At 61.9% G+C, this 22,904-nt stretch carries 28 protein-coding genes; 16 read left to right on the top strand and 12 right to left on the bottom strand.

What is annotated here, in order from left to right; translation table 11 throughout:
• Positions 1 to 3 precede the first annotated feature (3 nt).
• The 7 genes from V0R62_RS17640 to V0R62_RS17610 form a co-directional block, all read right to left on the bottom strand.
• Positions 4 to 684 (bottom strand): polyadenylate binding domain-containing protein, encoded by a 681-nt coding sequence (locus tag V0R62_RS17640; protein ID WP_330104646.1) that lies wholly within the window; start codon positions 682 to 684, stop codon positions 4 to 6.
• A 164-nt stretch (positions 685 to 848) separates the two neighbouring features.
• Complete coding sequence (locus tag V0R62_RS17635) at positions 849 to 1,196, bottom strand: phage holin family protein (RefSeq protein ID WP_046856366.1); 348 nt, start codon at positions 1,194 to 1,196, stop codon at positions 849 to 851.
• 208 nt (positions 1,197 to 1,404) lie between these two features.
• Positions 1,405 to 1,953, bottom strand: a complete 549-nt coding sequence (locus V0R62_RS17630) for a hypothetical protein (protein WP_408005696.1) — start codon at positions 1,951 to 1,953, stop codon at positions 1,405 to 1,407.
• Positions 1,954 to 2,278: 325 nt separating this feature from the next.
• Positions 2,279 to 5,023 (bottom strand): bifunctional DNA primase/polymerase, encoded by a 2,745-nt coding sequence (locus tag V0R62_RS17625; protein WP_330104645.1) that lies wholly within the window; start codon positions 5,021 to 5,023, stop codon positions 2,279 to 2,281.
• Positions 5,020 to 5,223 (bottom strand): TraR/DksA C4-type zinc finger protein, encoded by a 204-nt coding sequence (locus tag V0R62_RS17620; RefSeq protein ID WP_330104644.1) that lies wholly within the window; start codon positions 5,221 to 5,223, stop codon positions 5,020 to 5,022. The genes V0R62_RS17625 and V0R62_RS17620 overlap by 4 nt, the downstream gene beginning before the upstream one ends.
• Entirely contained in the window at positions 5,216 to 5,704 is a 489-nt protein-coding gene (locus V0R62_RS17615) for a phage regulatory CII family protein (protein WP_330104643.1), read from the bottom strand. Before V0R62_RS17615 ends, V0R62_RS17620 begins: the two co-directional genes overlap by 8 nt.
• 215 nt (positions 5,705 to 5,919) lie before the next feature.
• The gene (locus V0R62_RS17610) at positions 5,920 to 6,144 is read right to left on the bottom strand and encodes a transcriptional regulator (protein ID WP_197865783.1); all 225 of its coding nucleotides are present in this window, start codon (positions 6,142 to 6,144) and stop codon (positions 5,920 to 5,922) included.
• 97 nt (positions 6,145 to 6,241) lie between these two features.
• On the opposite strand from V0R62_RS17610, the gene V0R62_RS17605 reads away from it, so the two are divergent.
• The 9 genes from V0R62_RS17605 to V0R62_RS17565 all read left to right on the top strand — a co-directional run bounded on the left by V0R62_RS17605 (position 6,242) and on the right by V0R62_RS17565 (position 11,912).
• Positions 6,242 to 6,946: a S24 family peptidase gene (locus V0R62_RS17605; RefSeq protein ID WP_330104642.1), complete on the top strand. Its 705-nt coding sequence runs from the start codon at positions 6,242 to 6,244 to the stop codon at positions 6,944 to 6,946.
• 301 nt (positions 6,947 to 7,247) lie between these two features.
• Positions 7,248 to 7,757: a hypothetical protein gene (locus tag V0R62_RS17600; RefSeq protein WP_330104641.1), complete on the top strand. Its 510-nt coding sequence runs from the start codon at positions 7,248 to 7,250 to the stop codon at positions 7,755 to 7,757.
• Positions 7,754 to 7,999 (top strand): pyocin activator PrtN family protein, encoded by a 246-nt coding sequence (locus tag V0R62_RS17595; RefSeq protein ID WP_330104640.1) that lies wholly within the window; start codon positions 7,754 to 7,756, stop codon positions 7,997 to 7,999. The genes V0R62_RS17600 and V0R62_RS17595 overlap by 4 nt, the downstream gene beginning before the upstream one ends.
• An 85-nt stretch (positions 8,000 to 8,084) precedes the next feature.
• Entirely contained in the window at positions 8,085 to 8,585 is a 501-nt protein-coding gene (locus V0R62_RS17590; protein ID WP_330104639.1) for a hypothetical protein, read from the top strand.
• Positions 8,582 to 10,387: a DNA cytosine methyltransferase gene (locus tag V0R62_RS17585; protein ID WP_330104638.1), complete on the top strand. Its 1,806-nt coding sequence runs from the start codon at positions 8,582 to 8,584 to the stop codon at positions 10,385 to 10,387. The genes V0R62_RS17590 and V0R62_RS17585 overlap by 4 nt, the downstream gene beginning before the upstream one ends.
• Complete coding sequence (locus V0R62_RS17580; protein WP_330104637.1) at positions 10,384 to 10,578, top strand: hypothetical protein; 195 nt, start codon at positions 10,384 to 10,386, stop codon at positions 10,576 to 10,578. The genes V0R62_RS17585 and V0R62_RS17580 overlap by 4 nt, the downstream gene beginning before the upstream one ends.
• Positions 10,579 to 10,767: 189 nt before the next feature.
• Entirely contained in the window at positions 10,768 to 10,953 is a 186-nt protein-coding gene (locus V0R62_RS17575) for a hypothetical protein (protein WP_330104636.1), read from the top strand.
• The gene (locus tag V0R62_RS17570) at positions 10,950 to 11,465 is read left to right on the top strand and encodes a hypothetical protein (RefSeq protein WP_330104635.1); all 516 of its coding nucleotides are present in this window, start codon (positions 10,950 to 10,952) and stop codon (positions 11,463 to 11,465) included. Before V0R62_RS17575 ends, V0R62_RS17570 begins: the two co-directional genes overlap by 4 nt.
• A 186-nt stretch (positions 11,466 to 11,651) precedes the next feature.
• Positions 11,652 to 11,912: a pyocin activator PrtN family protein gene (locus V0R62_RS17565; RefSeq protein WP_330104634.1), complete on the top strand. Its 261-nt coding sequence runs from the start codon at positions 11,652 to 11,654 to the stop codon at positions 11,910 to 11,912.
• A gap of 33 nt (positions 11,913 to 11,945) precedes the next feature.
• Here the strand turns inward: V0R62_RS17565 and V0R62_RS17560 are convergent, their stop codons facing one another.
• Together V0R62_RS17560 and V0R62_RS17555 are read right to left on the bottom strand one after the other, a co-directional pair.
• Complete coding sequence (locus tag V0R62_RS17560) at positions 11,946 to 12,917, bottom strand: DUF6602 domain-containing protein (protein WP_330104633.1); 972 nt, start codon at positions 12,915 to 12,917, stop codon at positions 11,946 to 11,948.
• A gap of 2 nt (positions 12,918 to 12,919) precedes the next feature.
• The gene (locus V0R62_RS17555; protein ID WP_330104632.1) at positions 12,920 to 14,041 is read right to left on the bottom strand and encodes a site-specific integrase; all 1,122 of its coding nucleotides are present in this window, start codon (positions 14,039 to 14,041) and stop codon (positions 12,920 to 12,922) included.
• A 92-nt stretch (positions 14,042 to 14,133) separates the two neighbouring features.
• Between V0R62_RS17555 and dusA the strand changes: the two genes are divergently transcribed.
• The 5 genes from dusA (at position 14,134) to V0R62_RS17530 (ending at position 19,464) form a co-directional block, all read left to right on the top strand.
• The gene (gene dusA, locus V0R62_RS17550) at positions 14,134 to 15,153 is read left to right on the top strand and encodes a tRNA dihydrouridine(20/20a) synthase DusA (RefSeq protein ID WP_330104631.1); all 1,020 of its coding nucleotides are present in this window, start codon (positions 14,134 to 14,136) and stop codon (positions 15,151 to 15,153) included.
• Positions 15,154 to 15,367: 214 nt separating this feature from the next.
• The gene (gene tal, locus V0R62_RS17545; protein WP_050704861.1) at positions 15,368 to 16,288 is read left to right on the top strand and encodes a transaldolase; all 921 of its coding nucleotides are present in this window, start codon (positions 15,368 to 15,370) and stop codon (positions 16,286 to 16,288) included.
• A gap of 144 nt (positions 16,289 to 16,432) precedes the next feature.
• On the top strand, positions 16,433 to 18,286 hold the full coding sequence (locus tag V0R62_RS17540) for an alkaline phosphatase D family protein (protein ID WP_330104630.1): 1,854 nt from the start codon (positions 16,433 to 16,435) through the stop codon (positions 18,284 to 18,286).
• A gap of 100 nt (positions 18,287 to 18,386) precedes the next feature.
• Positions 18,387 to 18,857, top strand: a complete 471-nt coding sequence (locus V0R62_RS17535; RefSeq protein ID WP_330104629.1) for an LEA type 2 family protein — start codon at positions 18,387 to 18,389, stop codon at positions 18,855 to 18,857.
• A gap of 28 nt (positions 18,858 to 18,885) precedes the next feature.
• Positions 18,886 to 19,464 carry a GNAT family N-acetyltransferase gene (locus tag V0R62_RS17530; protein WP_330104628.1) on the top strand — a complete coding sequence of 193 codons (579 nt, stop codon included), beginning with the start codon at positions 18,886 to 18,888 and terminating at the stop codon, positions 19,462 to 19,464.
• Here V0R62_RS17530 and V0R62_RS17525 read toward each other — a convergent pair.
• Entirely contained in the window at positions 19,400 to 20,341 is a 942-nt protein-coding gene (locus tag V0R62_RS17525; RefSeq protein WP_330104627.1) for a carbon-nitrogen hydrolase family protein, read from the bottom strand. The two genes, V0R62_RS17530 and V0R62_RS17525, sit on opposite strands and share 65 nt — an antisense overlap.
• Before the next feature lie 66 nt (positions 20,342 to 20,407).
• On the bottom strand, positions 20,408 to 20,671 hold the full coding sequence (locus tag V0R62_RS17520) for a hypothetical protein (protein ID WP_050704891.1): 264 nt from the start codon (positions 20,669 to 20,671) through the stop codon (positions 20,408 to 20,410).
• 132 nt (positions 20,672 to 20,803) lie between these two features.
• Between V0R62_RS17520 and V0R62_RS17515 the strand changes: the two genes are divergently transcribed.
• A complete protein-coding gene (locus V0R62_RS17515) occupies positions 20,804 to 21,124 on the top strand; it encodes a DUF883 family protein (protein ID WP_186735051.1) in 321 nt (106 codons plus the stop codon).
• Between the two features lies 1 nt (position 21,125).
• Here V0R62_RS17515 and miaE read toward each other — a convergent pair whose 3' ends face one another.
• Positions 21,126 to 21,743 carry a tRNA-(ms[2]io[6]A)-hydroxylase gene (miaE, locus tag V0R62_RS17510; RefSeq protein ID WP_050704889.1) on the bottom strand — a complete coding sequence of 206 codons (618 nt, stop codon included), beginning with the start codon at positions 21,741 to 21,743 and terminating at the stop codon, positions 21,126 to 21,128.
• Between the two features lie 156 nt (positions 21,744 to 21,899).
• On the opposite strand from miaE, the gene V0R62_RS17505 reads away from it, so the two are divergent.
• The gene (locus V0R62_RS17505) at positions 21,900 to 22,763 is read left to right on the top strand and encodes a universal stress protein (RefSeq protein ID WP_050704888.1); all 864 of its coding nucleotides are present in this window, start codon (positions 21,900 to 21,902) and stop codon (positions 22,761 to 22,763) included.
• The last annotated feature ends 141 nt before the right edge of the window (positions 22,764 to 22,904 follow it).

Here is a 22,904-nt window from a genome sequence, read left to right as displayed (position 1 = left end):
GGCTCAGCTCCGTGTCATGGCTTGGTTGAGATCGGCGTCGCTCATCTTCGCCGCGTCGTCGAAGACTTGGCGGAACGCGCCCGTGAGGCGTTTTTCGACTTCCCAGGAATCGCTCATACCGGTCAGCTCGGCAGCGAGCTGCGGAGCAAGACCGAACATGAGATCCCGTAGCGTGCGACCAGCAGTAAAGGCGGCATCCTCCACCGCCTCGCGCTCGACCAGGTTACCCTTAAGCTGGTTGAACTCAGCCTCAGCGATCCGCGCAAGGTAGAACTCACGATGCGCCCTCGCCTTCTGGAAGTCAGGCCCCTGGGCGGGCTGGTGAATCGCTGGCTGCACCACAGGTGCGTCGCCGCCTGGTTGCAGTTGGGTGGGTAAATCGCGCTCGGCTTCGTTTTCATCAGGCCGGGTCGGTGGCCTCATGATCGGCGAGAGGTCTGCCAATGGATTTAGCTGGCTGTACACGTCCCGCTGAACTCTCTCCTGCTGATGGCGGGCAGCGACGGCAGCTTTGCTCGGATCAGCTGTCTCCTGAATTTTGGCCAGTGTCGCCTGCACATCCACCAGTTTTCCATCGGGAGAAAGCACCAGCCGGTCGTTGTTTTTCAGCCAGGTGATGTAGCTGGGTGATCTCCCTATGCGAGCCGCGAAGGCGCTCTTTGACATGAAGTTCGACTCCGTCATGAGCCCTCCATTTCAATGGCTTTTAAACGAACAACCTTTCAATTTCAACAGGTTGAATTTCAGTAAGCTGGCAACCCTGCCGCTAACGAAGAACCGCGGGTTCCCGGTCCCGTACCCCGGCAATATCGCCAGGGTCCCCGGCCCCACCCAGGATTCCGGCCGGGTCACTGCCCCGCCTCGGTGCCAGCTGGCGGCACCTGCGCCAGACCCAGCCGCTTGGCGGCCCAGCGCTCGTAGAGGTTGATCGCCACATCGGCGCCGGCCATCGCGGTCAAGCAACCGACCGCCGCCGCCATCCACACCGATGCGCCAAGGGCATACAACAGCATGTTGGCCGACAGCCCGCAGGTAACGCAGGCACCCGAGCGCAGAGCGAGCCGGCGCACCAGCCCCCAACCTCGAGCACCCGCCTTGTCGGCCCGCCACATTTCACCCGACACCCCGCCGACCAGGGACAGTACTATCACCATCCAGATCGGCATCTCGACTAACGCTTGTTGCTCGCTGTTCATGCAGGCCTCAATTGGCAAAGCACGGCGCCGGAAAAAGAAAACCCCGCCAGGTGGCAGGGTTCTCGATGCGCCGACAGGTCGGAGCGGGTTGCACAGCACAGTGCTTGTTGGGGAAGCGCCTAAGCGCACTTTTGATATCGTGGCGCCTTTTTACATGCCACCGGAAAAACCGAAAAGGGGTGATTTTCGGTACGTCACAATGTGGTCGCTATGTAGCATCAATGTTGCACACAAGTTGCATTCCAACCCGACGAACGGTCTGTTGCCGAACTCGGCCCGAACGCGCAGCCAGGATCGCCAGCACCTGAAGGTGCAGCGCCTTCACCCAGTTTCTGTAAGTTCGGTCGGCGTGTTCCTGGAGCCCCACTTCGCGCATCTGCTCCCTGATGGTTGCCCCGTGGAGATAGCGCAGCTCGGCCAGCTTGGCTAGCGTCACCCCTCGATCATTCCGTCGGGCCAACTCAGCGACGGCCGCATCGACCTCGGCAGCAGCGTGATCCAGCCCGGCGCCCGAAATCAGAATGCGTGCACCCGATGAACCCGTGCGCGGCGCTGATCCCTTCCATTCCATGATCGTGCCCATCTGGCTGCCCAGGCTCGCATCCAACCCCAGCTGTCCACGCTGATCCCCCCAATGCTGCATCAGATCGCCAACCAGGCGCAGGCGCTCGACCGGGTCGATCAGTGCCGCCATGTCGCTCTGGTGCTGGGCCAGCTGCACCAGGAGCTGAAGGCGCAATCCCGTATCCATCGTCATCGCAACCCCTCCAAATTCGATACCCAACACACATTCAGCCAACCCAACACAAACCCAACACAGATAAAACCCAGTAAATTCAATGGATTGGATAAACCTGTGTTGAGTGTGTTGGGTGTGTTGGGTTTATTGAGTCTCGCATAGAGATTTTTCACCCCTTCGGAATCACCGTTAAAAAAAGCGCGCATGCGCGCGCGCGTGCACAAACCCAACACACCCAACACACCTGCCCGCAACGCCACGGAATCCGGGACCCGAACCTGTGTTGGGTTACAGAATTCAACCCAACACATACCCAACACACCCAACACACTTACAGATGGAATCATGCTGCCAGCCTCTTGATGTGGTCCCATGCGTCCACGCTCCAGCCAGCAAGCTTCGCTCGGGCACGCCACTCGACGACGTTCTTGCCCAGCTCGGCCGCCACAGCGGATGGGGGCAGGGAAGGATCGCCATCACTCGGAAAGAAGAACGCCGCGAAACGCCGGTTGTTGCCATCGGTCCAGGGGATGGCCCTCGTCTTCTCCACCTTCGCGCTGAACATCAGCGAGAACTTGGTCTGGCTCATGGTGTTTTCCTTGTTGTGGTGGCACCACTCCAAGAACATCGCGTAGATGTCAGAACTCAGGCAGCAGCCCCACAGGCCGTGCCCCAGCTCACCGGCGCGCCAGAGATAGAAGAAGGTCTGCCAGGCTGTGCGGCTCAGCTCAACCAACCGCTGCCGCGCCTCAGTCTCGGGCGGGCGGGTACGCTGGTCGAACTCGCCCAGCTCGACGTCCAACAGCCACGCATACAAGGCTGCGACGCCACCGTTGGCCAGCTCGCGGGCGATCGCTTTCTGCCGCTCGGGTGGCAACGTCTCCAGCGGCCACATCACCAGCATGCGCCGGTCGCTCTCGCTGATCGGCCACGGCATGATCTCGTTGCTCAGAAACACCGAGTTCATGTGGTTGGCTTCTTCCCAGCCGTTGATGAACTTCGACTCCATGCGCACTGTCTTGCCGGTGATCATGTGTTTGATCTTGCCCACCTGGTTGTAACGCTGGTCACGACTGACAACCTCTTCGAACACCGCCCACAGCTTGCCGCTCTGCCAGGCGTTGAAGCTGCCTTCAAGTTGGGTCTGACCGACCGTAGCGCTATACCGGCCGTACAGCTCGCCCATGACGTCGGCGAACAGCAGGCTTTTACCCGAGCCCTCCATCGTTGAATGGAACAGGACCGCTGTATCCATCTTCGCGCCCATGTGCTGCAGTGGGTATGCAAGCCACTTGATCAGCCAATCCAGAGCCACCGTATCGTGGTTGCACAGGAACGAGATGAGCCAGCGTAGGTTCTCGCACGCCGCGTCATCGCGCACCGGCTCAAGCGGCAGGCCTTCGAAGGTGTTGATGTAGACCGCTGGGTCCTTCGTCATGGTCGGGTCGAACACGATGTGGTCGACGTCGACTACCCGCCGGTTTGGACTGTTCAGCCAAAGCTGGTAGGCATCGCCCAGCGCCATCTTGACGCTGCCCTCGGGCAGGCGTCGCTTCTTCTCCCGGTCCCAGGCTTCCTTCGTGCCGTCGATGTACACATAGCGGTCGAGCGGATCGAGGTTCAGCACCCCACCCTTCTTGCTCGACATCTTGCGGGCTTGCTCAAGCTCTTTGACCTGCTCGGACGAGACCAGCTTCTTATCGGTGCTCTCCATCCACTGCTTTGCGAGCGGCTTGCCGACCAGGGCCTCGAAGCCTGCTCGCTTCATCGACTGCCCCTTGTCCATGTCCCACACGTTCGTGGTGCCTTCGACCAGGGCGAAGCGGCGCTTGGCACTTTTCAGCACCAGACCTTCTTCCCCCTCCCCCCCGTTGGCCGAGGAGCCGGCCGAGCTGGGCTCAGTGCTCGCAGGTGCACCAGGGTCAACACCCGCCTCGCTTTGGTCGGCCTGCTCGGTAACCGATGGGGCGCGGGGAAGCTCACCCAGCGGCGGCGGCGCCGGCGGGCGAGACTTGGCGTCGATACCGAGGATCTGCGCAGCCGCTCTGGTCGCCGCCCGCTGATCGCCGTCGTACATCAGAATGCAGAACACGTCGAAGGCATCATTCTTGTGCCCGTTCGCCAGCGGGTCCGACGTGTGATGGGAAAAGAGCTTGCCCTCGGTGATCGTCACCCCCGGCATGCCGGAGCTGCTGTGCGGGCTCAGCCACTTCCCGTCGATGCGCTTGTAGCCATGCGCCTCGATCATCGTTGCGATGTCATGGATGCGATTGAATTCCGGGATAACCTCGGGGAGCCGGTCACCAGGTCGCGCAGCAGCTGGTGATGGCTTCGGCATGGGTCGAGCCGCGGGAACGGCTGCCTTCGGCCTCCAGGGGCAAACGCCCTCCCCTTTGGGCTTGAACTCGTCCCAGCCCTGCCAGATCGCCAGCAGTTCGGGCGGCAGGTCCGGCAACCCTCCGGCGTCTGGCGCAGTGCGCCATCTGTAGGGCTTTCCAGTGCCTGGGTGAATGGACGGCGGAAGAACATCCTGCACCAGACCGCCCCGCAGCTCGAAGACAGTCACTTTCTTGAACGGCTCAGCCGCCATGCGGAAAGCCGCTTCGCGGACGGTATCTTCCTCGTCCACGGCTGCTTTGACCTGCGCCATGAGCCCCTTGTAAATAGTGCCATCGGGGTCGTTCTTGTTGGGCCAAACCAGGGCGTGACGGCTCAGCTCCACACCCTCGGGGACGCGGAACATCACACGGAAGCGTTCCGGGTTACCCACCGAAGTCGGGTATGCGTCAGCAAGCGCGTCGACATCGAGGCCAAGCGTCTGCTGCAGGACCTGCCGGGTCAGCTCGACATCATCAACGTCCAACGAACAGACACGACTCGGCCCGAGCACAACCCCAAGGTTGTGACTCGGGCGCTTCGTCCAGAACGCCACAGCATCATCGGCGGCCGTGAAGTAACCGCCGGGCTTGTTCCAGCCGTTACCCTTCGGCCCCTTCTCGCCTGGCTCGATGGGAACCAGAGCCAAGCCGAAGGTTTCAATGTAACGCCGCGCCCAATCAGCTGTGTTAGAGGTTGGGCGCCCGCTCATCGCCGGCGCTCCCGCAGCCCCTGACAGTCGATGCAGGTTTCGCACCCAGCGACTGACTGCTGGCGGGCCAACGGGATCGGCTCGTCGCAGTCAACGCAGGCCACCGCGCTCGGCCCATCAGGTAGCCGCGCAAGACGGCTCAGGGACAGCTGCAGGAAGTACTCGGCGTGATCGTTGGCGAAATCCACTGCATCAGCCATGGGACTGGTCCTCCATCGCCTGGCGAGCACCGGCGGTGATCGCGAGCACCTGGCGGATGACATCCATCCCGCAGGCCTCGAGCTTCTGGACCTCGTGCAGCTCCCACACGTTGTCAGCGGCACCTTCATGCATGCTGCTGACGAACTGGGCGGCTTCCTCGAGCAACTGGCCAACAGCCTTCAACTGCTCGTTTGTGGCCGGCACCGGCTGCGGACGGTACCAGACAACACCAGCTGCGCGCCCCAGGGCATCGAGCACGCGCTTGTCCGAGGTCCACAACAAGAACTCTTCAAGCTCGTCAGGGTTGAGCCAGCGGCGCTCTTCGTCGTGCTTCAGCTTCTTTTGCAGGGTATCCAGGTCGAGGCCCATGTTGAAGGCCAATGCTGTGATGCCGCCCTTGAATTCTCGACCTCCGCGATAGAGCGCGTGCCGAAGGGAGAGTGCCGGACCGGAGTCCGGCAGGGTGTCGATTCGACTCATAACCGTTAATCCTCATTTAACGGTGTAGCCATAGAAGATGGTTGGACCTATCCTACGACCACGACCTGTGTGCTGTGCCTTGCGTGCTGTGCGGGCATGGCATGCGGTAATAGTCGTCCGGTTGTACTTGTGAGAGAGGGTGCCGGACGACGGTGTGATGGTGCTTTTGTACTGTCATAGCTGGGCCGGGAGGTCAGAGTCCTGGCTCAGCGTTCTTACTGTTTTGCTTGCCGCAAATATGCCCAGTCGATGTCCGGCCTGAGCGATTCACAACGAATTTCCCCTCCCGTTTCCCGATCCAGGCTGACTGCCAGCCCCGCGCTTGCACGACGATTTCCGTAGGCCACTTGTTTCAGCTGGCCGACTGACGTCCCGCAGCGCTGCGCTAGAGCGTCGAGCCCCTCCTTGTTCATCGTCTTCAAATACTCGCTAAGCGTCATAGACACCTCCACTGGCAGCGAGATTAGCAATTGCTAATTGCAAGAGCAATAGCAACGCGTAATTTACTGTTTGCTAACGGAAAGCAATCATCGCCGCATGGACATAAATGAAAGGCGCATCGCCTACCTCCGCAAGATCATGGGCACCCTGAGCCAGAAGGATTTCGCCGAAGCTCACGACCTGGATGCCTCATACCTGTCGCAGTTGCTCAATGGCCACCGCAAGCTGGGGGAAAAGGCAGCGCACAATCTCGAGCTCAAGATCGGGCTTGCAGCAGGGACGCTGACAGCACCTCCTCTGGAGGAACCCATCAATGCCCCACCAACAAACGTGGTTCGCCTGCCCACACGACAGGCCAAGGACAAGAACTTCGTTGTGATTCCGCACCTAGATATCGCGGCATCAATGGGGCACGGCAAGGCAGCCCCGGAAATGCACATTGAAGTCATCCGCGACATGACGGTTCACCTCGACTGGCTCAGGATGCAAGGCCTCAGCTTCTCCAACATCGATAACCTCGCCATCATTACCGGCGATGGAGACAGCATGTCGGGCACCTTCGCCGACGGCGATGCGCTGTTGGTCGACCGCGGCATCTCCGAGGTCAAAACAGATGCCATCTATGTGTTCACGCTCGACGGTGACCTCTACATAAAACGGCTTCAGCGCATGACTGGCGGCCTGTTGCGGATGATTTCCGATAACCCGATCTATCCACCGATCGTCATCGACGAGTCAATGATCGAACGCATGCATATCCAAGCCCGCGTCCTGCTGGCCTGGAACGCAAAGAAGATCTAATCCAGCTGGCACTGCAATCTACCGGCGATCGGCCGGAGTGCAGTCACGTCAAAACAATTTAGCATTTGCTATTGCTCAAACATTTAGCCTTTGCTAATTTTCGCTTCGTGTCACCTCTCTCAAATCAAGGACACGGACGAATGAAGCCAGCACAGCACAACGGATCGGTAGCGGTCCTCATCCACCCCACTGCCTGCAGCAGCCTCGCCAAGATACAGGCGTTTCAGCGCCGCACCGGCCTGCAAGTAGTCGTCTCCACTGACGGAAAGGCCCACGCCATCCCCTGTGCGGGAGGTGCAGCATGAGCGAGTTCAGCATTCCCCTGAGCCGGGTCATGGGCCTAGAGCGCACCCTGGAAGCCGGCGGCAGCTCCAAATGCACCCTGCGCCGCCCGGAGACCACCCTCGACGCACGGATCACCGTCGAGAACGATGACACCACACACCACATCAAGGTGGAAATGGGAGAACTGGCCAGCTCGATGACTCTCCCCCGAAAGCTGGTGACCAAATGGCAATCGTTGCGGGACTTCCTGCAGGACCTGGCCAACGGCCGGGCTGACAGCGGCGCCATGTCGGAAGAAGCCCTTGCTCTCTTGGAGGCACAAGACAGCATCGACCAAGTTCTTCAGGAGGGCCAAATCGCCTACGTCATCACTACCGTCAACCGAGCCTTCCCCCTGGGCGCGGTAGTGACCAACGACCAGGGCGAGATCTGCGCGGCAGTAACCGGATCCAGCAAAGAACACCTTGTCGGCGCCCTGCGCGCGAAGCTCCAGCCCGGCCAAGAGGGGCTTGGGGAGTGCGCATGAGCACGCTGGAACAACTGCGCAACGAATGGACCACCCCGTGCCCAACGCTGACCGCTGTAAGGGAGCGCTACTTCCCCCACATCAGGTCCGACCGCCGGTTCAGGGAGTTGATCAACAAGGGCTCTATCAAGCTGAAGCTGAGCAAGCTGCACAACTCAGCGAAGGCACAGCACGTCATCTACCTCCAGAACTTGGCTCAATACCTCGACCAGCAAGCAGAACACGCCTCGCATACCGCTTGATCTAGGCGGCCCCGGCCATCAGGGGCACTTGGCCCACCACCGACTCTGACACTTACCGGTGGAGGGCCTTTTCGGAGCACAGCACATGCAACCGCACCAACTAGTCCTCGCCCTCGGGATCCTTTGGCTTGTCACCTTGATCGTCGCGCCGTACTTGTTCTCGAAGGCCCGCAGCCGCGCCTTCAGTCGTGGCGTGGAGATCGGTAAGGAACATCATAGAGCTGACCTAAAGCTGCAGCTCAAGACGCTCCGAGAGGAACTGGACGACGCCCGCGTCCAGACCGAGGCAGACCAGCGTAAGCACCATCTGGCTGTAGCGTCCCTCAAGCGAACCATCACGGAGCTTGAAGAACGGATCATGTCCTACACCGGCATGCCCGTGACCAGGGCCGACTACGACCTGATGATCAGCGCTGTCGAGACGCTCGCCCTGGCTGAAAGAACGTGGAAGGTCGTCCAGGGGACTGAGCCATGGTGCAAACGGGCCCTGCAACAGCGGCAGGACATCCAGGCTCTCGCAGCACGCGTGCACCTTCAACTACGTAGCACACCGGCCAGCGCCGCAACAGCGGGGGCTGCAGCATGACCCTGCGCAAGCACACACTAAAGCACTTCCACATGTGCTGCGGCCTGGGCGGCGGCGCCAAGGGATTCAATCGCTCCAAGCCTATCGTTGGCAACCTGCAGGCCGACTGGCAGTGCATCGGCGGCGTCGACGTTGACCCGGCCGGCCTGGCCGACTTCGAGCGCCTGTCGGGCGTCAAGGGCACCCTGATCGATCTGTTCACCCGCGACCAATACATCCGTTTCCACGGCAAAGAGCCGCCACCAGGGTGGCGCGAAGCTACGCCGGAAGACATCCGCCGCGCAGCTGGTGGCCAGCGCCCCGACGCGGTGTTCATAAGCTCCCCGTGCAAGGGCGCTAGCGGGCTGCTGTCGGAAACCATGAGCCTGACACCACGGTATCAGGCCTTGAACGAACTGACGCTGCGCTGCATCTGGCTGTTCTGCGAGGCCTGGGCCGACGACCCTGTTCCTCTGTTGGTGTTCGAAAACGTACCCCGCCTCGCCACTCGCGGCCGTCACCTGCTCGACCAGATCAACAGTCTGCTGGGCCAATTCGGCTATGCAGTTGCCGAGACCACCCATGACTGCGGCGTCATCGGTGGCCTGGCCCAGAGCCGCAAGCGCTTCCTGCTGGTAGCCCGCCATGTCGAGAAGGTACCTCCGTTCCTGTATGAACCAGAAAAGAAAAGCCTGCGAGCAGTGGGCGATATCCTCGGGCGCATGCCTCTGGCCGGTGACGTCGAGGCCGCCGGCCCCATGCACCGGGTTCCCGCTCTGCAGTGGAAGACCTGGGTACGCCTCGCCCTGGTCGAGGCCGGCAAAGACTGGCGCAGCCTCAACGACCTCGCGATCGAGGATGGCTACCTTCGCGACTTCGTGATCGTCCCCGAAGCCTACGCAGGCTATCTGGGCGTGAACGACTGGGAGAAAGCCGTGGGCACTGTCGCCGGCAAATCCAACCCAACGAACGGCGCGTTCTCGATCGCAGATCCTCGCGCCCAAGCCGGCGCCCTGCAGTACCAGCAATACGGGGTGCGCCGCTGGGAAGACACCAGCGGCGCAGTGATTGGCGTCAAGAGCCCAGGGCAAGGCACGTTCAGCGTGGCCGATCCACGACGAGCAGGTGGCGGCTTCGGCAAGTATCAGGTCACCCCTTTCACCAGCCCAGCCAACACCGTGATTGCTGGCAGCACCACCGGCCAAGGCGCCTTTGCGGTACAGGACCCGAGGTACCACAACTGGCACCCCGGCGCATCAAGCCGCAAGCTGAACGTGGTCGGAATGAACCAAACCGCTGGCACTGTCACAGGCTCGCAACAGGTCGCCAGTGGCGCTATGTCGATCGCCGACCCTCGCCCCGGCATGCGCCGCACCAAAGGCGATGCTTACCTGACTGGCGGGCACTACGGCGTGGTGCCGTGGGCTGGCCCGGCCGGCGCCGTGTCTGCCAGCGCGATGCATGACAACGGCCGTTGGAGTGTCGCCGATCCCCGCCTACCCGCTGCCAACGAACGCCTGACCTGCGTAATCGAATCGCTGGACGGGACATGGCATCGCCCATTCACCACCTTCGAGCTGGCCGCCATCCAGAGCCTGGTCGAACCCGAGGAGCAGCTGGAACTGGACGGCCTGAGCGACCAAGCCTGGCGGGAACGTATCGGCAACGCCGTCCCACCAGCTGCTGCAGAAGCCGTAGCCGATGTGATGGGCACCACCCTGTTGTTGGTCGCCCAAGGGGAAACCTTTGTGCTTAGCAGCATGCCGATTTGGGTACGCCCAATCGCTGTAGGCCTGAGCGTTGCTCAGCGGGAGGCCGCATGAATAGTCACCGTCACGACACCCCAGCGTCGGACGCCGAGCACAGCGCCGCCGCTTGGCTCGGCCAGGCCGGGCTGTACCGCACTCGACTGGAGGCCGTGCAGAACGGCGAGCAGCACCTGGAACCAGTTTCTTCCGACGATCTGTTCGAACTTGCACGCTGCCACGTTCGCGAGGGCCGCATCCATGCCTAACCCAACCCGCACCTGGCAGCTGGTCAGCCTAATCTTGGCCTGCGCCCTGATCGCTGCCCTGATCCAATTGCACCAGCCAGCCCCTGTTAACGCACAGAAAGGCACGTCACCGACTGTAAACAAAATCACCAGCTACGAGCACTTGGCCCTGAGCCCGAACGCCCGCCGCGCCCATGAGAGGTATTCGCTGTGATCACAACACAGGCCTACACCCCGAACACTCGCGACGCGAAGGGCGTGCAGACCTTCATGCGTCCCGCCATGGGCGTGTTCTGCGACGTCTGCGCCATCCCACGCACACGTGGCAACCATGAACGCTGCAGCAAGATCCGCCAGGCGGCAGGCTTCGCCACCCCACTGGAGCGCCAAGCATGAATGTAGACCTCTCAGAACTGAAGGCCCTCGCCACCGTAGCAAAACGCGACCCGTATGATCTCGTCGCCGCGAACGACTACGGCATGGCGATGCCGCCAGCGGTAACCCTGGAGCTGATCGCCGAGATTGAGCGCCAACGCCTGATAAACGCCGAGGGCTGTAAGCCCGACAGCACCATCCAGCCCTTCGGTATGACCTACGCCAGGGCAACGTCTTGCCACAGCCTCGACACAGCGGAGGGCTGCAAGCCCGACCTCATTCTCCTTCCCCCCACGCTCCCAAGCTTCGTGGCATCGAGCATTCGCAAAGCCATGGAGCACAGCGCTGCCGGCGGGATTGATGCGGAGATAAGCATTGGCACCACGCGGTTACGGGTGACTTACCACGGGATCAAGTGGTACCACGACCTCCGACACTGCAATCAATGGGAGCCGCTGGCCATCGAGGAATTCGACAACCACCTCAGCGCCGCACTGAACTACTACCAAGCCTTCGAGGTGGATCATGACTGAAGTACTCACTCGGCCTCGTCTAGCAACCCACAGCCTCGACCTACCTGCCATCTGCGATGTCTGCGGCAAAGGCAGGTCAACCCGTTGCCACAGCAACTGCAGTCAGATTCGCCAACAGCGCGAGAGCGAAAAGTGGTCAGCGTACCTGACCAACGTAGCTGCAAAACGAGCATTAAGGGGGCGAGCATGAACACAGCTTTCGTGCTGATGGCGCAATATAACAGCCAAGCAATCATCCCACTGGAGATAGTATGTAAAGACTATTTCAGGCACCTAACACCTGAGATGTTCCAACGAAAGGTACTTGCTGGGAAAATCAAAATCCCCATCACTCGCATCGAAAACAGTCAGAAAAGTGCAAAAGGAATACACTTGGGCGATTTAGCTGACTACTTGGACGAACAGCGGCGCATTGCCAACCGCGAATTGCAACAGCTAACCCGCTAACTAGTGCCCGGCGCGTGATTTGCCGGGCACACCTCACTTGATCACGCCAACATCATCCCAACCCAAATTATATCCATCATATTTATACGGCAAGCGCTCGCCAGACTTTGCTTCGTCAAGATACGAAAAAAATCGATTAAAATTATCTAGCCCTAAAGTCAAGTGAAGCTCAGCAAGCAGCCAAGCCACAGTTCGATCCTTATCTCTATATAGCTCCCCCGTACTCGCAACCCTGGCAAAACGACCATCCTGGCTATACCAACCCAGGCCCATTCGAGTGAAGTCTTGATCGTCGCCAACTGCAGTGGAAAAATAGCAAAGCTTTATCAGTGATTCATTATAAATCATCATGCTATTGAGCAAGGGGAAGTGATCCAAATCTTCCACCGTAACTGCCTCACTGTAACGCTTGGCAATTGCTGCGCGAATTTTCGCAGGATTAGTTACCGCCCGCCCATCACGCTCATAGATACTCCACCCCATCGCAAGAAGAGTAGGAGATTCTAAATTTCCGGGCACATGATGAGACTTATAAAACCTCTGCGTTTCCTTCCACTTTCTGCCGAAATCTATAAATCCATCTACAACACCATTAGCCTCCGCAATAGTCAGACTTCCTTTGACCTCAATTACAGCCCTGACAGACTCCGGCCTTAAAACAACAAAATCTTTATCCCTAAATACGGGGGGATACATATTCGCATCGAAAATTAGAATGTCACACTGCCTAGATATCGCGAAAGCACTTTGATTCAAAGGATCAAAATATTCATGAGGCTGATCATCTTCGTGCGGAAACAGTACGAAACCTGTCCCCACCTCAAGCGATCTAGGCAAATAGTTCCGTATAGTCTCTGAGAGAATTCGTTCTTTATAGCTTCCCAAGCTTGGATAGTGTGCACCCTTAATTATTTGAGCAAGCAGGTCAAGGCGAGAAGAAAAGCTTTCCCCTAAAAGGGCAGCAAAACCCGTTAGATCACTTCGTCTGAGCATTTTTGCATTCATACTCATCGCACCCGCGCGCCCAAGACGACCTGACTTTTGACTATTTTGTGTAGCCATCCCCACCCCTCATATCGATCTCCGCGACCACGTAAGTGAGTATATCGTCGCAATGAATTCCAGTCGCGATGACCGGAAACACTAGATACCCTCGGAATGTCCCAGTCCATCTCAAACAGCCGACTCACTCCCTCGTGGCGCAAGTCATGGAAGTGCAGATCCTCAATCCCGGTCATCTTGCATGCTTTGGACCAGGCAGTGCCGATTGAATCCGTGTTGTACGGAAATATTTCTGCGCACTCTCGCGGCATACTCTGCACGATATACCAAGCCTCATCTGGCAAATAACACCACACGTCGTTGCCGATCTTCTGACCAGGGTTCTTCATATCCCGGACTTTCACTGCCTGCCGATGCTCATCCAGATCCTCCCACAGGATGCGGGTGATCTCATCCATCCGCCGGGTTGAATAAATGGCGAACGCCACCACCTTTGGCATGTGGATCACGCTGGGCCGCCGCTCCAGCATCTTGAAGAAGTGCTCCAGCATTTTATCGATCTCATCCAACGTCGGCCGCCGATCCCGCTCGCGGCTTCTCATGTTGTAGCCGAACTTCTTCAACACCAGGCGCGCATCAGACATTGCCTGGGGATCGATCTCAGACCCCCACGCCGCCCTGGCCAGGGACAACACCGATCCCAGATGTGCCAGGTCATTGCCCACCGTCTGCGGCTTGACTTCTCCCCCTTCTAAACCCATGCGCCACAGCGCATAGTCCACCAGTACCTGCTGGGTGATATCGGAGTCCACGATCTCACCCAGGTAACTGTTCTTGATGGCATTCAACGTGCGCCGTTTCGTCTCGCCCAGCGGCCGGGCTTTCTCGGCCTCCACCAGGTAGCGCTCGATCATCTGCTTGACCGTATGCCCTACCCGACTGGCGCGCTCAATCGCACCAGGTTCTGCCAGCTCCGTCTCCCGTCGCTTCGCCCAGGCCACAGCGGCCTGTTTACGGGCGAACGTCTGGCTCTCTTGGTAGACTGTCACCTTATCGCGGTTGATGCGGATCTGAGCTGTGTAGCTGATGGTGCCGTCGGCCTTCTTGCGGGGTCTGATCGTTGCCATGAGAATTGGTACACGTCCTGATTCGATTGGTACATTGTACCAAGCGCTTGGCAAAAACGCCCCAAAACCCCCGAAAATCGGTACGAAACACGTTGAACGAAAACACCGCAAAATCAGAGGCTAAGCCAGAAACCACGCGATCTGAACCGTCCCGCCGCTTCTCCGTGGCGCCGATGATGGACTGGACCGACCGCCACTGCCGCTTCTTCCTGCGCCTGCTCTCCCAGCACGCCCTGCTCTACACCGAGATGGTCACCACCGGCGCCCTGCTGCACAACGACGCCCAGCGTTTCCTGCGCCATGACCAATCCGAGCACCCGCTGGCCCTGCAGCTGGGCGGCAGCGTGCCGGCGGACCTGGCCGCCTGCGCTCGCCTGGCCGAGGACGCCGGCTACGACGAGGTCAACCTCAACGTCGGCTGCCCCAGCGACCGGGTGCAGAACAACATGATCGGCGCCTGCCTGATGGGCCATCCGGCGCTGGTGGCCGATTGCGTCAAGGCCATGCAGGACGCGGTCGGCATTCCGGTCACGGTCAAGCACCGCATCGGCATCAACGGCCGCGACAGCTACGCCGAGCTGTGCGACTTCGTCGGCCAGGTGCGCGACGCCGGGTGCCGCAGTTTCACCGTGCATGCGCGCATCGCCATCCTTGAGGGCCTTTCACCCAAGGAGAACCGCGAGATCCCGCCGCTGCGCTATGACGTGGCGGCGCAACTGAAGGCCGACTTCCCGGACCTGGAGCTGGTGCTCAACGGCGGTATCAAGACCCTCGACGAATGCCGCACCCACCTGCAGACCTTCGACGGCGTGATGCTCGGGCGCGAGGCGTACCACAACCCGTACCTGCTGGCCGAGGTCGACCAGCAGCTGTTCGGCAGCGCGGCGCCGGTGGTCAGCCGGGCCGAGGCGATGGAGAAACTGCGTCCGTATATCGTCGCGCACATGCAAAGCGGCGGCGCGATGCATCACATCACCCGGCATATCCTCGGGCTCGGCCAGGGCTTCCCGGGGGCGCGGCGCTTCCGGCAGTTGCTGTCGGCGGACATTCACAAGACCAGCGAGCCGCTGAAGGTGCTGGACCAGGCCGCCGAGCTGCTGCAGGGGCGTTGAGGGAACCCGGGGCGGGGTTGGCACTCGAAGGGTTAGCCTTTTACCGCGGCCCTGGCGTTGGCCGGGGCCGCTTTGCAGCCCTTCGCGGGGCAAGCCCGCTCCTACACAGGAGCGCGCGCTGCTTCGAAGGGTTTCCCGATACGCCTGCGACGGGCCTTGAGTGGCTGTCGGGGCTCGGGTAATGTCGAGTCATTGCACAGGACAGAGCACGCCCATGACCTCCAAGCTGGAACAACTCAAGCAGTTCACCACCGTCGTCGCCGACACCGGCGACCTCGACGCCATCACCCGCCTCAAGCCGGTCGACGCCACCACCAACCCTTCGCTGCTGCTCAAAGCCGCCGCCATCCCGGGTTACGCCGACCTGCTCAAGCAGGTCAAGGCCGATGCCAAAGGCAATGTCGACCTGGCCTGCGACAAGTTCGCCGTGTCGGTGGGCTCGGGCATTCTCAAGGTCATTCCGGGGCGCATCTCCACCGAGGTGGACGCGCGACTGTCGTTCGACGAGCCAGCGCTGCTGAAAAAGGCCCGTCAGCTGATCGAGCTGTACGAAGCGGCCGGTGTGCCGAAAGACCGCGTGCTGATCAAGCTGGCCTCCACCTGGGAAGGCATCCGCGCCGCCGAGAAACTGGAGAAGGAAGGCATTCAGACCAACCTCACCCTGCTGTTCTCCTTCGCCCAGGCCCAGGCCTGCGCCGATGCCGGGGTGTTCCTGATCTCGCCGTTCGTGGGGCGCATCTACGACTGGTACAAGAAGAGCACCGGCAAGGAATACGTCGGCGCCGAGGATCCGGGCGTGCAGTCGGTCACCCGCATCTACGACTACTACAAGACCAACGGCTACGACACCGTGGTCATGGGCGCGAGCTTCCGCAACATCGGCCAGATCGAGCAACTGGCCGGCTGCGACCGCCTGACCATCAGCCCCGAGTTGCTACAGCAACTGTCGGACGACCAGGGCGAGCTGCCACGCCTGCTCAAGCCGGGCAATGCCGGCGAGGCCAAGCAACAGTTGAACGAAAGCCAATTCCGCTGGGCGATGAACGAAGACGCCATGGCCACCGAGAAGCTGGCCGAAGGCATCCGCCAGTTCGCCCGTGACCAGGAAAAGCTGGAAGCGCTGATGGCTGGCTGACAAAGCCTGATACATCTTCGGCTTGATCGACGGGCGGTTAATGCAGAGCATTTCCCGCCCGTTTTTCATTGGGGTGGCCATTCCCTGTGGGAGCGGGCTTGCCCCGCGATAGGGCCATCAGCATCACACGAACCTGAGCCATCCATGCCCGCCACTGCTTCGCTCCCTCTCGTCCTCGCCGGCCCCATCCTGCGCCGCCTGGAACCGCAACGCCTGGCCATCTGGCTGGTCGGCTCACAACCGCTGCAACCCGAATTCCTGCTCGACCAGGCCGGTATCAGCGCCACTGCGCGCTGCGAGGTGATCGCAGTCGGCGAGCACGCCTTCATTCACCTGCTGGACATCCACTTCGACCACCCGCTGCCCAGCAACGTGGCGCTCGAGTACGACCTGCGCCTGGCCAACGGCCAGGGTATCGCCGACTGGGCCCCGCACCTGCTCTACCCCGGGGCCAGCCGCCCCAGCTTCGTGCTGCGCGATCGCCTCGACCAGCTGCTCCACGGCTCCTGCCGCAAGCCCCATCACCCGGCCGCCGACGGCCTGCTGTGCGCCGATCGCCTGCTTGCCGCCGGCCTGCGCCCTGAAGCGCGCCCCGCCGTGCTGCTGATGACTGGCGACCAGGTTTATGCCGACGATGTCGCCGGCCCCATGCTGCGTGCCATCCACGCGCTGATCGAGCGCCTGGGCCTGTTTGACGAGGCCCTCGACGGTGCCCTGGTCGACAGCGGCGCCGCGCTCTATCGCCACCCGGCCTGCTACTACCACCGCGCCGACCTTTTGCCGGCCCAGGAAGGCAACGAGACCCTGCGCGAACGCTTCTTCGGCGGCAAGCGCAAGCCGATCTTCTCGTCCAGCAACGCCGACAACCACCTGGTGACCTTCGCCGAGGTCATGGCCATGTACCTGCTGGTTTGGTCGCCGCTGCCGTGGGCACTGGTGCGGATGGACATGCCAGAGGGCCTGACCGACCAGCGCCAGGAGCGTTACCGTCACGAACTGCCGCTGATCGAGGCGTTTCGCGACGGCCTCGGCCAGGTGGCGCGGGTGCTGGCCCACCTGCCCTGCCTGATGATCTTCGACGACCACGACATCACCGACGACTGGAATCTGTCGGCGCAATGGGAACAGACCGCCTACGGCCACCCGTTCTCGCGGCGCATCATCGGCAACGCCCTGCTCGGCTACCTGCTGTGCCAGGGCTGGGGCAACGATCCGGACGGTTGCGCGGCGCTGATACAGCAATGCCAGCAATTGGAGAAGGAGCGCGATGAACTGATCGGCCAGCTACTGCGCTTCCAGGGCTGGCAGTACGCGCTGCCCAGCGAACCGCCGCTGCTGGTGCTGGACACCCGCACCCGCCGCTGGCGCAGCGAGAGCAACCTGGGCAAGCCCTCCGGCCTGCTCGACTGGGAGGCGCTGAGCGAACTGCAGCAGGCGCTGCTCGACCATCCTTCGGCGATCATCGTCTCGCCGGCGCCGATCTTCGGGGTCAAGCTGATCGAAACCGTGCAGCGGGTGTTCAGCGCCCTGGGCTACCCGTTGCTGGTGGATGCGGAGAACTGGATGGCCCACCGCGGCGCGGCGCAGGTGATCCTCAACATCTTCCGCCATTCGCGCACGCCAGGGCATTACGTGGTGCTGTCTGGCGACGTGCACTACTCGTTCGTCTACGAAGTGCTGATCCGCCACCGCCAGCGCAGCCCGCACCTGTGGCAGGTGACCAGCAGCGGGATCAAGAACGAGTTTCCCCGGCGCCTGCTGGATGTGCTCGACCGGCTCAACCGCTGGCTGTACTCGCCGCGCTCGCCGCTCAACTGGTTCACCAAGCGCCGGGAAATGCAGGTGGTGCCGCGCACGCCCAGCCGCAGCAAGGCCGGAGAGCGGCTGTGGAACAGCGCGGGGGTGGGCCAGGTGTTCTTCGATGGCCAAGGGCGACCCGAGCGGGTGTATCAACTGAATGCGGATGGCTCGCAGCCTACGGCATTCATCCACGACTGAAGTCGGCGCGGGGCAAGCTTGCTAAAGCTCGCCCCGCTTTCATCCGCGCCGCGCATTTGCCACACTGCGGACTTGCCCGTATTCCGAGGCCTCGATCGACATGTATGCCCGCGTCTGCCTGATCCTGCTGCTGACCCTTGGCCTGAATGCCTGCGCCCTGTTCCAGGGCCGTGACCCACTGAATATCAGCGTGATCGGCATCGATCCGTTGCCTGGCCAGGACCTGGAGCTGCGCATGGCGGTAAAGATCCGCGTGCAGAACCCCAACGAAACCCCGGTGGATTTCAACGGCATCGCCCTCAATCTGGACGTCAACGACCAGCCCCTGGCCGCCGGCGTGAGCGATCAGCGCGGGCATATCGGCCGCTATGACGAAGCGGTGATCGTGGTGCCGGTGAGCATCACCGCCTTCGCTTTCCTGCGCCAGGCCTACGGCCTGAGCCGGATCGAGTCCCTGCAGGGCCTGCCCTATGTCTTGCGCGGCAAACTGGCGAGCGGCCCGCTGGGCACCGTGCGCTTCACCGACAAAGGCAAACTCGACCTGCCCGCTGCCACGGGCAGCACTTGGTAGAAAGGTTGTACAGGTAAAGGAACTACCGATGTCCACCACACCCGAACTAAACACCGCCCGGCTCGTGCTGCGCCCCCTGCAACTGAGTGACGCCGAGGCTATCCAGCAGCTTTTCCCGCAATGGGAGGTAGTGCGCTACCTCAACGCCAAGGTGCCTTGGCCTTATCCGCCGGATGGTGCATTGAGCTATCTGCGTGACGCCTGCCTGCCGGCCATGGCCGCGGGCCGCGAGTGGCACTGGTCGATCCGCCTGCTGGCGCAGCCGGAACAGCTGATCGGCAGCATCAGCCTGATGGACCTGCCGGACAACCATCGAGGCTTCTGGATGGCGCCCGCCTGGCAGGGCCAGGGCTATATCACCGAGGCCTGCGAGGTGATCGACGCGTTCTGGTTCCTGACCCTGGGCCGCGAGGTGATGCGCGTGCCCAAGGCGGTGCCCAACGAAGCCTCCCGGCGCATTTCGCAACGCGGCGGCATGCGCCTGCTGCGTACCGGGCAAGGCGACTTCGTCAGCGGCTGCCTGCCGCAGGAGGTCTGGGAGATCACTCGCCAGCAGTGGCTGGACCGACAAAGCGCACGCCGGGACGCGGACGCTCATCCACGCTGAGCTCGAACACATCCGGCCGCGCATAGTGGCCGACCACATCGAAGTCGTAGCGCGCACGCACCAGCTCGTCGGTATCGACCTCGGCGCAGAGCAGCCCGCGCTCGCCCACCAGCGGCCCGGCCAGCACCTCGCCGAGGGGGCCGACGATCACGCTGCCGCCGTTGATCAACGGCCGCTCGGCCGGCCAGTTGGCCACCTCCAGGCCCAGCGCCGCCGGAGAATCCTGCACCTGACAGGCGCTGATGACAAAACAACGCCCTTCGGCGGCGATGTGGCGCATGCTGACCTGCCACAGCTCGCGCTCATCCACCGTCGGCGCGCACCACAGCTGCACGCCCTTGGCGTACATGGCGGTGCGCAGCAGCGGCATGTAGTTCTCCCAGCACACCGCCGCGCCGATGCGCCCGGCACGGCCCTCCACCACCGGCAGCGTGGAGCCGTCGCCCTTGCCCCAGATCAGCCGCTCGGTGCCGGTGGGCATCAGCTTGCGGTGCTTGGCCACCAGGCCACCCTCGGGCTCGAAGAACAGCACGGTGCAGTACAAGGTATTGCCGCTGCGCTCGATCACGCCGAGCACCAGGCTCGCCCCGGTGCGCGCCGACAGTGCGGCCAGCACCTCGGTCTCGGCGCCCGGCACATCGATGGCGTTGGCGAAATAGCGGGCGAAGGCCTCACGTCCTTCGGGCAGGCGATAGCCGAGCTGGGTACCGAAGCTCTCGCCTTTCGGGTAGCCGCCGAGCAACGCTTCGGGCATCACCACCAGGCTGGCGCCGGCCTCGCGGATGGCCTGCTCATAACCGAGGATCTGTTCCAGGGTGGCGGCCTTGCCCGCTGGCAGCGAGCCGATCTGCAGGGCGGCAACGATGGATCTTGGCATCTTGGGGACTCCTGTCGAAAGAAAGCCGAATGGTGCGCGCCGCAGCAGCGCGAGTGTCCGCCTGCCTCAGCGGTTGGCGCTGGCGGCGGCCATCATCTTGTTCACTTCACTGCGTACCAGCTGGTTGAATTCCACTGGCGACATGCCGTCGAGCTCGGCCCGCACCCATTCGGCCCACTTGCCCTTGCGCCGCGGCTTCTCCGCGATCAACCGCGCGGCCTCGCCCTTGGCCTTGCCCAGGTTGTTCTGCCAGTACTCGAACAAACGGGCCTTCTCTGCCTCGATCTGCGCCCGTTCCTGGAAGCTCATGTTGGCCAGATTGAAACTCATGGGGGTATTACCTGCCGCTGGAAAATGGGCGCTATCTTACACTGTAGCGACGCGCCATCGGTACGCCGCTGCAACTTTCCCGGCGCCGTGGCATCCACTGTTCAACGCCCAACCCTTCACGAGGATGTGTACATGGCCAGGAAAACCGCCGCGCAAGCCGACAACGACCAGATCAAGGATCAGGTGTTCAGTGAGCTGCAGGCCTTGATCGAAGAGTCCGAGAAACTGCTCAGCGACAGCGCGTCACTGGTGGGAGAGGAAGCGGAAGGCCTGCGCGCGCAGCTCGGCCTGAAACTGCGTCAGGCCCGCGACGCCACCGGCCGGCTGGGCCGCAAGGCGCAGCCAGCGGTCGAGGCTACCCAGGAGTACATCGGGGGCCACCCCTGGCAGACCGTGGCGATCTCGGCGGGCTTTGGCCTGGTGGTCGGGTTGCTGCTCGGCCGCCGGCAATAGCTCAGGCCGCTTGCGCCATCGGAATCCCGCTGTGGAAGCGCAGCTCCTGGTCGGGTGAGGTAATCAACCCGGCCTCCGCCTCGCGCACCTGCTCCACCACCCGGGCGATATCCGCTTCGTCACCGTACTGGTGAGCCAGCTTCAGGTAGCCCTGGTAGTGCCGAGCCTCGCTCTTGAGCAGGCCGTGGTAGAAGGTGCCGAGTTCTTCGTCCAGATGCGGCACCAGGGCGGCGAAACGCTCGCAGCTGCGCGCCTCGATGAAAGCCCCCACCACCAGGGTATCCACCAGCTTGACCGGCTCATGGGCGCGCACCAGCCGGCGCAGGCCCGAGGCATAGCGCCCGGCCGAAACCGGACGCAGCGGCACGCCACGGCGCTTCATCAGGCGCAGCACCTGCTCGTGGTGCACCAGTTCCTCGCGGGCCAGGCGCGACATCATGTTGATCAGGTCGAGGTGGGTGTTGTACTTGGCGATCAGGCTCAACGCGGTGCTGGCCGCCTTGAACTCGCAGTTCTTGTGATCGATCAGCAGGGTCTCCTGGTCGGCCAGCGCCGCCTCGATCCAGGCATCAGGGGTACGGCAACCGAGGAAGGCGTCGATTTCGGGAATCAGGGACATGGCACTCACAATCACACAGGACATCGGCAGGACCGGCGATTATACCGGCGACCGTGCCGAGTGCCAGTGACTATGCTTGATACATATCAAGCGGCAGCGGGAGCAGCGCCGTCTATAGTCAGGCATTGGCCGCCATCCTGAAGGGAGTTCACGCCCATGCAAGCCGTACGCAGCATCCTTGTCGTCCTCGACCCCGAGCACGCCCACAGCCGTGCCCTGACCCGGGCCAAGCTGATCGCCGGGGTGACCGGCGCGCGCCTGCACCTGCTGATGTGCGACAAGAAGCAGGATCATGACGCGCTGCTCAGCTTGCTCAGCAGCCAGTTGCATGACGACGGTTACGACAGTGTCACCCACGAACAGCATTGGAAGGACAACCTTCACAAGTCGATCATCCATGTACAGCAAGCCGAAGGTTGCGAACTGGTGATCAAGGAGCACCGGCCGGACAATCCGCTGCGCAAGGCACTGCTCACTCCCAGCGACTGGAAACTGCTGCGCGAGTGCCCGTGCGCGGTGCTGATGGTCAAGAGCGAGCGGCCATGGACAGGTGGCAAGATCCTCGCGGCCGTGGATGTCGGCAACCAGGACGAAGCCCATCGCCTGCTGCATGCCAGCATCATCGACCATGGCTATGACATCGCCAGCCTGGCCAAAGGCGAGCTGCATGTGATCAGTGCCCATCCCTCGCCCATGCTGTCGGCCGCGGACCCGGTCTACCAGCTCACCGAGACCATCGAGAAACGCTATCGCGAGGCGTGCCTGGCGTTCCAGGCGGAGTTCGATATCACCGATGACCGGCTGCATATCGCCGAAGGGCCTGCGGATGTGTTGATTCCCTATACCGAGAAGAAGCTCGATGCCGTGGTGACCATTGTCGGTACCGTGGCGCGGACCGGAATTTCCGGGGCGCTGATCGGCAATACTGCGGAGGTGGTGCTGGACTCGCTGGAAAGCGATGTGCTGGTGCTCAAGAGCGAAGAGGCCAAGGCGCATCTGGCCGAGTTGGCGCGGGGCTGACAGACGCCACGCGATCCCTGTAGGAGCGGCCTTGTGCCGCGAATGGGCTGCGTAGCGGCCCCAGGATCTTGGGTCTGCCTCAGGATTGCCGGGGCTGCCTTGCAGCCCTTTCGCGGCGCAAGGCCGCTCCTACAGGGGGGC

Source organism: Pseudomonas carassii, assembly GCF_036324045.1.
Taxonomy (GTDB): domain Bacteria; phylum Pseudomonadota; class Gammaproteobacteria; order Pseudomonadales; family Pseudomonadaceae; genus Aquipseudomonas; species Aquipseudomonas peradeniyensis.
Note: the sequence above shows the minus strand (reverse complement) of the source record. Positions and strands in the feature narration are given on the sequence as shown.